Raw genomic sequence first — 12,457 nt, 5'->3', positions numbered from 1 at the left:
TTGCGATGGGAGGTTTCATGAGAGAACCCTTGGTCAGTGTTTATATGAGTGTCCGCAATGGTGGCCCGTACTTGGCTCACGCAATTAACAGTGTGCGAGAACAGGTTTATCAGAACTGGGAGCTTATTATTGTCGACGATGGATCAACAGACGAAACCGTTGACTATTTGAAATGCCTGGCTTTGGAGTGTGATTGGATAAAAGTCGTATTTACCGAAGGCGTCGGGCGTGCGAGGGCGTTGAACTTGGCGGTTTCCCACGCGGCAGGTGAGTATATCGCCAATCTCGATGCGGATGACCTCTACCACCCGATCCGCTTGCGCACACAAATTGCCTTGATGCAGCGCCATGGGTTGGATTTTCTGGGATCGACTGCACTGTATATAAAGGGGGAAGGCTCAGTTCATTGGAAGTGCTGTAATGTGGAAAAATGCACAGTGGATGATCGAAGCAAAAAGTTGCTGAGAAAAAATCCTGTCAATCACTCTTCCATCATGATGAGTAAAGAGCTTTTTTACAGTGTCGGTGGTTATAATGAGGCGTTGCCTTCGCAGATTGATTACGAGCTATGGTACCGGATTTGCTTGGCGGGAAACCCGATTTCCGTCGCCTCAGTGCCATTGATTGCCAAGCGTCTCCACAAAGGACAGTCGTTCGAAAGAGGCAATAGGATAAAATATATCCTGAATAGTTATAAAGTTCAGAGTATGGTTATTTCTGGCCTGAATGGGCAGTGGTATGACAGGTTTTTTATGTTCACCCGTCTCTTGAGAGGCTTGGTGCCTGCCAAAATACGCTTGAGTCAACGATAAGCGTGCCGTTGCATTTTTTATTTCTTTAGTATTCTCCGCTCAGTGTATTTATCCCCTGGTCAGTTTTCTGTCCGTCTAGATTTTCTTGTTTAAATACAATTCTTTCAGTCAAGGTTCGTAAGAATACCCGCCTGACTATTAGGAAACTCCGGCGCAACCGTGCCGTTTTCCCCAGGAGATGGTTGACCATGACAGAACTTGCACTTGCCCATGCGGTTGAAGTGGACGTGCGTGCACGTCGGGTATTGATGATTGGCGGTACGGCGCGCTCATTGACCAACTTTCGTGGTCCGCTGCTCAAGCGCCTGAGTGAGCGTGGCCACCATGTGGTAACGGCAGCACAGCCGGATGGCGCCTCCGATACGGTCAGTCGTGAACTGGCTTCTCTGTCGATTCCCTTTGAACCGCTGACTATCGGACGCGGAGGGCTCAATCCCCTGGAGGATTGGAAGACGGCTCGTTCCATACGTGCATTGATCGAGCGGCATGAGCCGGAGGTGCTAATCGCCTACACCGCGAAGCCGGTGATCTACAGCGGGCTCGCCCTGCGAAACATATCCGGAGTTCGCTTTCATCCGATGATAACCGGTCTCGGTTATGCCTTCTCCGAGGGTGGCGGTATCAAGCGTACCGCTCTGCATGCCCTGCTTTGCCAGCTTTATCGCCGTTCACTCGGACAGGCACATACCACCATTTTTCAGAATCCCGATGACGAAAAGCTGTTTCGCGAGCAGAAGCTTCTCTCTCAAGAGGGGCAATCCACCGTCGTCGATGGCTCCGGTGTGGATGTCGATCTCTTTCCCCCGCGGCCGCTTGCCTCGGCACCTGTCTTCCTAATGCTGGCGCGACTGATGGCCGACAAGGGGGTGCGCGTCTATGTGGAGGCGGCGAGGCGTGTTCGTCAGCGCTACCCTCAGGCACGTTTTCAGTTGGCCGGCGCGCTGGACCCGAATCCTTCGAGCATACGCCCCGAGGAACTCGAAGCCTGGCAGAAAGCCGCGGACATCGAGTACCTGGGAAAGCTGGATGGCGTTCAGCAGGCCTTGGCCGATTGCCGCTACTACGTCCTGCCGTCCTGGTATCGGGAGGGTATTCCCCGCTCCGTTCTGGAAGCGATGGCGACCGGGCGACCGATCATCACCACCGACTCACCGGGCTGTCGCGAAACGGTCGAGGCCGGCATCAACGGCCTGCTGGTCGAACCACGTAATCCCGGGGCTCTGGCTGACGCGATGCTGGCGATGCTGGACGCCGAGCCCGGGGTGGTCGAGGCCATGGCGCAGGCCAGCCTTGCCAAGGTGGCACGCCAATACGACGTACGACGCGTCAATCAGCGGCTGCTCGAGATAACGGACCTGTAGGAGGCCCCATGGAGAAGTGTGTAACGGTTCTGGTGACCCACGGATGGTGCCGCAGCAGCTACTCGGCGCTGCGGGGGCTGGCACAACAGGGTGTGAAGGTCATCGTGGCCGATAGTGCGCGCATTGGTATGTGTCAGGCCTCGCGGCTTGCTCATGCCCGTGCACGGTATCGCTCGCCCTATACCGACCCCGATGGTTTCGTCGCCGATGTCGTTGAAATCTGCAGCCGCCATGGGGTGGGGGTGATCATTCCGGGGCATGAGGAGGGTGAGCTGCTGGTGCGGGCCCGTGAGGAAGGGCGCCTGCCAGGTAGTATCGTCTTGCCGATGGTGGACGCAGCCACTCTCTCGCTGGTCAACGACAAGGATCGAATGAGCCGCCTGGCCCGGAAGGAGGGTGTGCCGGTGGCCAGTATCGTTGACTACGGTACATCTGCCGAGTTGACGGCGGCAACCGACCCCGACCGTTGGTACGTGGCTCGGGCACGTTGTGGCAACAGCTCCAAGGGCGTGCGCTTCTCTCGCGGCGGCAAGACGCTGGCCCTGGAATACGAGAGGATGATGGAGGACTTCCAGCTTGACCGCTCGCGGCCGCCAATCATCCAGGAGCGCGTGAACGGCGATGGCTGGGGGGTTTCCTGCCTGTACTGGCATGGCCAGCGTATCGCTGACTTCACGCATCGACGACTGCAGGAAAAGGTCTCAACCGGTGGAACCAGCACCTTGCGTGTCAGTGCCGTCAACGCGGAGATAGAGGCCGATGCTCACCGGCTCCTGGGGGCGCTGAAATGGCATGGTCTGGCGATGCTGGAGTTCAAGTACGACGCCGAGAGTGGCCGACGGCATTTCATCGAGATCAATCCTCGCCTGTGGGGCTCCATCGACCTGGCATTGAGCGCCGGCGTGAATTTCCCCTGGCTGCTCTACCTGGCTCAGACCCGAGGCCCGGCAGTGGCGCGGGCCCACTTCCGGCCAGCGCGTCAGGGCATAGTGGAGCGCTGGCTGCTGGGCGACATGATCCGGCGGCTCGACTTGCTACGACAAGGCAAGTTGGCGGATGGCTTGCGGATACACGATGGGGTGCGAGCCACAGCGTTCGATGACTTCAAGCTCGACGATCCGATGGTGCTGTTCGGAGAGGCGTTCTACTACCTGGTCAAGGGGGTCAAGAGCCAGAGCATGAACCCGCTTGAAGTCGGGATGGTGCGCTGAGATGGCCCTCCTGGAGCGGCACCTCAACGGGCGGACCCTGAATCGGCAGCCGCTAGGGTTGAGCCCGGGGCAGCGCAGCCTCAAGCGGGCCTTCGACCTGATATTGGCCTTGTTTCTGCTGACGCTGCTGCTGCCGGTGATCCTGGTGACAGCGTGGGCCGCTGCCCGGGATACCGGTGCTTCAGGCTTTTTCATGCAGGAGCGAATCGGCCGGGGCGGGCGTCCGTTTCGTGTGGTCAAGATCCGTACCATGAGGCCCGTGGGAGGAACCATGGTCACCACGCTTGGCGATTCACGCATCACCCCGCTAGGCCGCTTGCTGCGCAGGTCGAAGCTCGATGAACTACCCCAGCTCTTCAACGTGCTGGCAGGCCAGATGAGTTTCGTGGGCCCTCGCCCCGACGTGCCGGGCTTTGCGGACACGCTCGGCGAGGAGGGCAAGGTGATTCTAGCGGTTCGTCCTGGCATCACCGGCCCGGCCACGTTGAAGTACCGCGATGAAGAAACCCTGCTGGCTGGCGTCTCGGACCCTGAGCGGTACAACCGTGAGGTGATCTACCCCGACAAGGTAAGACTCAACCGCGATTATGTTCTGACCTGGTCCTTCGACAAGGATCTGATCTACCTGTGGCGAACGGCCTTCCCGGCCCGACATCACGACGAGAGAAGCGCCTGATGGGAAAGTGGTTCACAGGAAGTGGTTCAGAGGAAAGAACCGAAGGAGAGAGAAATGGAAGCAGGCAAGCAGGGCTGGCCCCGCTACGAGCAGGACGAGCTGGATGCCGTGAGCGAGGTGCTGCGCTCCGGTCGCGTCAACTACTGGAATGGCGAGGAGGGGAGGGCCTTCGAACGGGAGTTCGCTGCGTTCCATGACATGCCCCATGCCATCGCCGTGGCCAACGGTACCCTGGCGTTGGAGCTGGCGCTGGAGGCGCTGTGCATCGGTGCCGGTGACGAGGTGGTGGTGACGCCACGAAGCTTCATGGCGTCGGTCTCCTGTGTGGTGGCGCGGGGGGCGCGGCCGGTATTTGCGGATGTCGACCCGGATTCCGGCAACCTCACCGTCGAGAGCGTGGCCAGCGTATTGACGCCCCAGACCCGAGCCATCATCGCCGTGCACCTGGCGGGCTGGCCCTGTGAACTGGATGCCTTGCGTGCCCTGGCCGATCAGTGTGGCCTATGGCTGATCGAGGATTGCGCCCAGGCCCATGGCGCGAGCTGGCATGGCCGCCGGGTCGGCAGCGTCGGTGACGCGGCTGCCTTTTCATTCTGCACCGACAAGATCATGTCGACCGGCGGCGAGGGAGGCATGCTCCTGCTGCGAAATGAGTGGGCCTGGCGAAGGGCCTGGAGCTACAAGGACCATGGCAAGGACTGGAGTGCGGTCCAGGCCGCCCACCCGCCGGGCTTTCGTTGGCTGCACGGAAGCTTCGGCACCAACTGGCGGCTTACCGAAATGCAGGCCGCCATCGGGCGCTGCCAGCTGCGAAAGTTGCCGGAATGGCTTCAGCGGCGGAGTGAGAACGCCGCCGTGCTTGTCGAGGCGTTGAAGCGCCTGCCGGGACTTCGGGTACCCGTTCCGTTGCCCGGTGTGACACACGCCTACTACAAATTCTACGCCTTCGTTGAGCCGGACGTACTCCTGCCGGATTGGAGTCGAGATGCTGTTGTCGAGGCAATCCAGGCAAGAGGCGGCACCTGCCTGCATGGCGGCTGCAGTGAGATCTATCGAGAAAAGGCCTTCGACGACACCGGCTATCGGCCCGCCGAGCGGCTGCCGGTAGCGAAGTGGCTTGGCGAAACCAGCCTGATGTTCGAGGTCGATCACACGTTGAACCAGAGGGACATGAAGGGGCTTGCATCAACCGTGGCCGCGACGATGAGAGAGGCCGTGGGCGGGTAGCATTCAGCCCAGATTCTTCCCCACTGACCCCTTGCCAGGGAATAGTCACACCTGAGTTCACATGGACGCATGGATTTGCGTAGAGTGCAAAATGGAGTCGAACCATGAGCCAAGGCTATAGACCTGAAATCGATGGGTTGAGGGCGGTTGCCGTGGTGCCGGTAGTCCTCTTCCATGCCGGCTTCGCCCTTTTTGCCGGGGGCTATGTGGGGGTGGATGTCTTTTTCGTCATCAGCGGCTACCTGATTACCGGTATCCTGTATGACGAGATAAGAAGGGGCGAGTTTTCCCTCATTACCTTTTACGAAAGACGAGCAAGGCGCATACTCCCCGCGCTTCTGTTTGTCAGCCTCGCTTGTATTCCTTTTGCCTGGCTGTGGTTATTACCCGAGGATTTCAGGCTGTTCAGCCAAAGCCTGGTGGCTGTGAACCTCTTTTCTTCCAATATCTTCTTCTGGCGGGAGATCGATTACTTCTCGCTCCCAGCGGAACAAATGCCGCTCCTTCATACCTGGAGCCTGGCGGTAGAGGAGCAGTTCTACTTCTTCTATCCTCTCCTGCTGCTTTCGCTAGCGTGGGCCACAAAGCGATCTCTCCTGCTGATCCTGGCAGCAATTTTTCTAGCCAGCCTGGGGTTGGCCGAGTGGGGTAGCAGAAACCATGCCGGGGCCAGCTTCTACCTGCTGCCAACCCGTGCCTGGGAGTTGATGGCCGGTGCGATGATTGCGATCGTGCTCCATGAAAATACATTGCGGTTCAGGCGACTGATCCATGAGGCGGGCAGTGTCCTTGGTTTGGCCCTGATCCTGGTTGCCATTCTCTTCTTCGACGAAAACACTCCCTTTCCGAGCGTGTGGACCCTGGTGCCGGTTGCCGGAACGGCAATGGTGATCCTGTTCTCCCGTGCCGATACGCTGTCAGGAAGAATTCTGGGGTGGAAGCCCATCGTGGTCGTGGGGTTGCTGAGCTATAGCATCTATCTGTGGCATCAGCCGGTTTTTGCCTTTGCCAGGGAGAGGAGTCTGCACAGCCTGACGCCGATGGACTTTCTCTTGCTGTGCGTACTCGTCCTGGTGCTTTCGACGCTTTCATGGCGATACGTGGAGCAGCCATTCAGAAGCAGAAAGCGGGTAAGCCGAGCGAAGATATTCTCTGCCGGCCTGGGAACCTCGGCCGCGCTTCTCTTGTTCGGCGTCTATGGCACGCTAACCCAGGGGGTACCGGAAAGAATGGATCAACGTGTCGTGCAACTGGCCAGTATGAAGCACGATCGATATGAGATGGCCGGCGGTTGTCAGGTCTACCCTGGACGCTATGTCCGTCCCGTTCGGGCCTGTGAGTTCAATGGGGAGCATGACAGGATGATCGCCGTCTGGGGAGACAGCCATGCCGCAACCCTGGTAGAAGCGCTCGAAACGGAGCTTGATGAGTATGGTTACGGCGTCAAGCAGCTGGTGCATACGAATTGTCTGCCGATCGTGGGCTACAAAAGAAGCGATGGCCAGAGCAGTTGCACGCGCTATAACGAGGAGGCCTTCGACTATCTGTTGGGGAGCGACGATATTGATATCGTCGTGATGCTGGCAAGATACCCGCTGCAGATCGAAGGCGAGAGGTTCGATAACCGCGAGGGGGGAGTGGAGTCAGGGCATCGGCTGTATGCCATGCCGTTGGATGAGGGCATGGAAGGCCGTGACCGGATAGAGAGTGTCGGTTTGCTGCTGCGCGACACGATCGACCGGTTGAGGGAAAGCGGCAAGCGAGTGGTGCTGGTCTACCCTGTGCCGGAGGTGGGCTGGGATGTGCCGAACTTCCTCGCCAAGGAAGTTCTCTACGGCATCGAGAGGGAGGCCCCGCTTTCCACCAGCCATGAGGTCTTCCAAGAAAGAGTGGCCGCCACCTACGACCAGTTGGCACTCTCCGAGCCAGGCGATGACCTGATACGGATCAAGCCCGAACGCCTCTTCTGCAACACCTATCGTCCAGGCCGCTGTGTTGCCGAGATGGAGGGCGAGCTTCTCTACTATGATACCGACCACCTCAATACTCTTGGCTCCTCCCTGGTGGTGAGGAAGACCATGCGGCAACTGCTGGACGCTGGCTGGATAGAGATGGAGGAGGGATAGCCCGGAATTCGTGATTGGCCTGCCAGACCCGACGAGATCGCCACGCACCTGCGTGGCGATCTCGTTTTCGTTCCAGCCCGCCCGCCAGCCCGGTGGGCGTACCGGGCTGCCTCGATAGCCAGTGGCCGTGCCAGGGACCTGTGCTTGGAATGAGGAAATGTTGGAAAAGTAACATTTTCTGTTATAAGTTTCCCATGGGCAATCTCTCCTTGACGCTCGGCCTGCTCAGGCGAGCCTACTCCCAGCGCGGCTGGAAGGACTTCCCATGACACTCATCATGAGCCTGGTCGGAATGGTGACGCTCATCGCCATTGCCCTGCTTTTTTCCACCGAGCGCCGGTCGATCCGGCTGCGAACCGTGGGGGGTGCCTTCGCCATCCAGGCGGGCATCGGTGCCTTCGTGCTCTACGTACCCTTCGGCCAGGCGGTACTGGCGGCAATCTCGGCGGGCGTCAGCCAGGTGGTGCTCTACGCCAACGACGGCATCGACTTCCTCTTCGGCGGCCTGGCTGACGCCGACAATGTCGGCTTCGTGTTCGCCATCAAGGTGCTGCCGGTCATCGTCTTCTTTTCTTCGCTGATCGCCGTGCTCTACTACATCGGCATCATGCAGTGGGTGATCCGCATCATCGGCGGGGCCCTGCAGAAGGCGCTGGGTACGTCGCGCACCGAATCGCTCTCGGCCACCGCCAATATCTTCGTCGGCCAGACCGAGGCACCGCTGGTGGTGCGCCCCTTCATTGCCCGCATGACGCCATCGCAGCTGTTTGCGGTGATGTGCGGGGGGCTGGCCTCGGTGGCCGGCGCGGTGCTGGCGGGCTATGCGGCGCTGGGCATTCCCATGGAGTACCTGGTGGCGGCCTCCTTCATGGCTGCGCCGGGGGGGCTGCTCTTCGCCAAGCTGATCATGCCCGAAACCCAGGAGCCCGAGGACAGTATTTCCGAGGCCGAGGCGCGCCTGGAAGAGGAGGAGGACCACCCCACCAACGTGCTCGACGCGGCGGCCGCCGGCGCCACCTCGGGCCTCAAGCTTGCCGCCAATGTGGGCGCCATGCTGGTGGCCTTCATCGGGCTGATTGCGCTGATCAACGGCATGCTGGGCGGCGTGGGCGGCTGGTTCGGTATGGAAACGCTGAGCCTGGAGCTGATCCTCGGCTGGCTGTTCGCCCCGCTCGCCTTCCTGCTTGGGGTGCCCTGGGAGGAAGCTACGCTGGCCGGCTCCTTCATCGGCCAGAAGCTGGTGGTCAACGAGTTCGTGGCCTACATCAACCTGGCCCCCTACCTCGATGGTGAACAGGTGGTCGCCGCCACCGGCCAGGTGATGACGCCTTACACCATGGCGGTGCTCTCCTTCGCCCTGTGCGGCTTCGCCAATCTCTCCTCCATCGCCATCCTGCTGGGCGGGCTGGGCAGCATCGCCCCGAGCCGGCGCCACGACATCGCCCGCTTCGGTCTCAAGGCGGTGCTGGCGGGTACGCTCTCCAACCTGATGTCGGCCGCCATCGCCGGCTTCTTCCTCTCCCTGGGAGCGATGACCTGATGCCGAGTGCACCCCTTTATTCGACGAGCTTGCATTCGACGAACGCGTATTCGATGAACCCGATTTCACAGGTGGCGACATGACTGAACTCGAGCAGGCGGCACGCCAGGCCCTGGCGCTGATGGACCTGACCAGCCTCAACGACGACGACAGCGATGCCGTCATCCGCGGACTGTGCGCCCGTGCCAAGACCCCGGCGGGGCATCCGGCGGCGGTGTGTATCTATCCCCGTTTCATTGCCACCGCCCGTGAGGCGCTGGCCGAGCAGGGCCTGGCCGGAAAGGTGAAGGTGGCAACCGTGACCAACTTTCCCCACGGCGAGGCCGACGTCGAACGCGCCGCGTCCGAGACCCGCGCGGCCATCGCCGCGGGGGCCGATGAGGTCGACGTGGTGTTTCCCTACCGAGCGCTGATGGCGGGTGACGCCGAGGTCGGCCGCGAGCTGGTCGCCGCCTGCAAGCGCGAGTGCGGCGACGCCGTGCTCAAAGTCATATTAGAAACCGGCGAGCTCAAGGAGGCGGGCTTGATCAGTCGTGCCGCCAAACTTGCCATCGAGGGCGGCGCCGACTTCCTCAAGACCTCCACCGGCAAGGTGACGATCAATGCCACCCTGGAGTCAGCCGAGCTCCTGCTCAACGCGATCAAGGAGAGCGGCAGGGACCTGGGCTTCAAGGCCGCCGGCGGCGTACGCACCGCCGAGGATGCCGCCGCCTACCTGCAGCTCGCCGAACGCATCCTGGGGGCAGAGTGGTTGACCCCTCAGCACTTCCGCTTCGGCGCCTCGGGGCTGCTTGATAACCTGTTGGCGACACTAGGCGTCGAGACACCCGGTGCGGCGCCGTCTGGAGGCTATTGATGAGCTCTCGAGCCCTGCCCCAGGAGCTGATCCGCGCCAAGCGCGACGGCCAGGCGCTCTCGCCCGAGGCGATCCGCGAACTGGTGGGCGGCATTGCTGACGGCAACCTCTCCGATGCCCAGGTGGGGGCGCTGGCCATGGCGATCTTTCTCAATGGCATGGATGCCGCCGAGACAGTAGCGCTGACCGAGGCGGTGCGCGACTCCGGCGAGGTATTGGCGTGGAGCGACCTCGACCTGCCGGGACCGGTGCTCGACAAGCACTCCACCGGCGGGGTGGGGGATCTCGTCTCGCTGGTGCTGGGGCCGTGGATCGCCGCCTGCGGCGGCCATGTGCCGATGGTCTCCGGCCGCGGCCTGGGCCACACCGGCGGCACCCTGGACAAGCTCGAGGCGATTCCCGGCTACGACATCGCCCCCACGCGGGAGCGCTTTCGCGCCCTGGTGCGCGAGGCAGGCGTGGCCATCGTCGGCCAGACCGCCCAGCTGGCCCCGGCCGACCGGCGGCTCTATGCCATCCGTGACGTCACCGCCACGGTGGAGTCGCTACCGCTGATCGTCAGCTCCATCCTCGGCAAGAAGCTCGCCTGCGGCCTCGACGCCCTGGTGATGGACGTCAAGACCGGCAGCGGCGCCTTTATGCCCACCCATGAGGCTTCGTTCGAGCTGGCCAGCACCATTGCCGAGGTGGCGAGTCGAGCCGGCACACCGACCACCACGCTGCTCACCGACATGAGCCAGCCGCTGGCGCCCTGCGCCGGCAACGCCGTCGAGGTGTACGAGGCAATCCGCCTGCTCACGGGAGAGGTGCGCGAAGGCCGCCTGCTGGAGGTGACCCGAGGACTCGCCGCCGAGCTGCTGCTGGCCGGCCGCCTGGCCGAGAGCCGTGATGCAGCCCTGGCCCTGCTGGATGAACGGCTCGCCAGCGGCGCCGCCGCCGAGCGCTTCGCCCGCATGGTGACGGGCCTGGGCGGCCCCGCCGACCTGCTCGAACGCCACGACCGCTATCTCCCCCAGGCGCCCATCGTGCGCCCCGTGCATGCCGAGCGCCGCGGTCGCGTCACGCGCATGGACACCCGCGCCGTGGGCCTCGCCGTGGTGGAACTGGGCGGCGGACGCCGCGCGCCGCAGGATGCCATCGACCATGGCGTCGGGCTGACCGGCATCGCCGCCATCGGCGAGACGGTCGACGGCGAGCGCCCGCTGGCCTGGGTGCATGCACGAAGCGTAGCCGACGCCGAGCGTGCCGCCACGCGGCTGCTTGCCGCCATCGAAGTGAACGACGTCGCCGCCGTCAGATTGCCTACACTCATTCAAGACGTGATTCGTCGGGAGGGGCCATGAGCCGCGCCATCGTACTGGTACTCGACTCCTTCGGCATCGGCGGCGCGCCGGATGCCGACCGCTTCCATGATGCCGGTGCCGACACCCTGGGCCATATCGCCGCTGCCTGTGCCAAGGGGGAGTGCGACGGCTTTTTACAGGGCCCCGAACCCGGCCCGCGACAGGGCCCCGAAGCCGGCCCGGCGGCGCGGCAAGGTCCCCTTGCACTACCCAACCTGTCGCGGTTGGGGTTGTTCCACGCCCACCGTGAAAGCACGGGCGCCTGGGCGGAGGGCGTCGAGGTGCCTGCCGAGGTGATCGGCGCCTACGGCAACGCCCGGGAGATCTCCTCGGGCAAGGACACCCCTTCCGGCCATTGGGAGATCGCGGGTGTCCCGGTGCGCTTCGACTGGGGCTACTTCCTCGACCGCGAGGAGAGCTTCCCGACCGAGCTGCTCGAAGCGCTGATTCGGCAGGGGGATCTGCCCGGCGTGCTGGGCAACTGCCACGCCTCGGGCACCGAGATCATCGCCCGGCTCGGCGAGGAGCACGCCGCCAGCGGCAAGCCCATCGTCTACACCTCCGGCGACTCGGTGTTCCAGATCGCCGCCCACGAGGAGGCCTTCGGCCTCGAGCGGCTCTACGCCCTGTGCGAGACCACCCGGCGACTGCTCGAGCCCTACAACATCGGTCGGGTCATCGCGCGGCCCTTCGTCGGCCGAAGCGCCGATGACTTCGCCCGCACCGCCAACCGGCGCGACTACAGCGTCGAGCCGCCCGCGGCCACGGTGCTGCAGAAGCTCGCCGACGACGGCGGCGAAGTCATCGCCATCGGCAAGATCGCCGATATCTATGCCCACTGCGGCGTGACGCGCACGGTCAAGGCCAGCGGTCACGACGCGCTGATGGACGCCACCCTGGCCGCCCTGGATGAGGCCGGCGACCGCTCGCTGGTCATGACCAACTTCGTCGACTTCGACACTCTCTACGGTCACCGCCGCGACGTGGCCGGCTATGCCGCCGCACTCGAAGCCTTCGACGCGCGGCTACCCGAGCTGCTGGCCAAGCTGGGCGACGACGACCTGTTGGTCCTTACCGCCGACCACGGCTGCGACCCCACCTGGCACGGCACGGATCACACCCGCGAACGGGTGCCGGTACTGGCGCTGGGTGCGGGGCTTCCTGCCGGCTCCCTCGGCGCGCGCAATACCTTCGCCGATATCGGCCAGAGCCTGGCAGCCCATCTGGGGCTTGCGCCCATGGCCGACGGCACAAGCTTTCTTTCCAAGCCACTCCCTACCGACCCTCTCGCTGCATAGGAGCCTC

The 12,457-nt window shown here is 62.7% G+C and carries 10 protein-coding genes; all 10 read left to right on the top strand.

Translation table 11 applies throughout. The features are described from left to right. Positions 1–17 precede the first annotated feature (17 nt). The 10 genes from LY622_RS04780 (at position 18) to LY622_RS04735 (ending at position 12,450) form a co-directional block, all read left to right on the top strand. Entirely contained in the window at positions 18–812 is a 795-nt protein-coding gene (locus tag LY622_RS04780; protein ID WP_234289839.1) for a glycosyltransferase family 2 protein, read from the top strand. 188 nt (positions 813–1,000) lie between these two features. Continuing rightward, on the top strand, positions 1,001–2,173 hold the full coding sequence (locus LY622_RS04775) for a glycosyltransferase family 4 protein (RefSeq protein WP_234289838.1): 1,173 nt from the start codon (positions 1,001–1,003) through the stop codon (positions 2,171–2,173). A gap of 8 nt (positions 2,174–2,181) precedes the next feature. Next, on the top strand, positions 2,182–3,384 hold the full coding sequence (locus tag LY622_RS04770) for a carboxylate--amine ligase (protein WP_234289837.1): 1,203 nt from the start codon (positions 2,182–2,184) through the stop codon (positions 3,382–3,384). A 1-nt stretch (position 3,385) separates the two neighbouring features. Continuing rightward, a complete protein-coding gene (locus tag LY622_RS04765; protein WP_234289836.1) occupies positions 3,386–4,060 on the top strand; it encodes a sugar transferase in 675 nt (224 codons plus the stop codon). A gap of 54 nt (positions 4,061–4,114) precedes the next feature. Next, entirely contained in the window at positions 4,115–5,287 is a 1,173-nt protein-coding gene (locus LY622_RS04760) for a DegT/DnrJ/EryC1/StrS family aminotransferase (protein WP_234289835.1), read from the top strand. A 104-nt stretch (positions 5,288–5,391) separates the two neighbouring features. Further along, a complete protein-coding gene (locus LY622_RS04755) occupies positions 5,392–7,413 on the top strand; it encodes an acyltransferase family protein (protein ID WP_234289834.1) in 2,022 nt (673 codons plus the stop codon). 265 nt (positions 7,414–7,678) lie between these two features. After that, positions 7,679–8,953, top strand: coding sequence for a NupC/NupG family nucleoside CNT transporter (locus LY622_RS04750; RefSeq protein ID WP_234280371.1), 1,275 nt, complete (start codon positions 7,679–7,681; stop codon positions 8,951–8,953). Between the two features lie 79 nt (positions 8,954–9,032). Further along, positions 9,033–9,809 (top strand): deoxyribose-phosphate aldolase, encoded by a 777-nt coding sequence (gene deoC / locus LY622_RS04745; protein ID WP_234289833.1) that lies wholly within the window; start codon positions 9,033–9,035, stop codon positions 9,807–9,809. Further along, entirely contained in the window at positions 9,809–11,152 is a 1,344-nt protein-coding gene (gene deoA, locus LY622_RS04740; RefSeq protein WP_234289832.1) for a thymidine phosphorylase, read from the top strand. Before deoC ends, deoA begins: the two co-directional genes overlap by 1 nt. Then, positions 11,149–12,450, top strand: a complete 1,302-nt coding sequence (locus LY622_RS04735) for a phosphopentomutase (protein ID WP_234289831.1) — start codon at positions 11,149–11,151, stop codon at positions 12,448–12,450. Before deoA ends, LY622_RS04735 begins: the two co-directional genes overlap by 4 nt. The last annotated feature ends 7 nt before the right edge of the window (positions 12,451–12,457 follow it).

Source organism: Halomonas alkalisoli (assembly GCF_021412585.1).
Taxonomy (GTDB): Bacteria; Pseudomonadota; Gammaproteobacteria; order Pseudomonadales; family Halomonadaceae; genus Halomonas; species Halomonas alkalisoli.
Note: the sequence above shows the minus strand (reverse complement) of the source record. Positions and strands in the feature narration are given on the sequence as shown.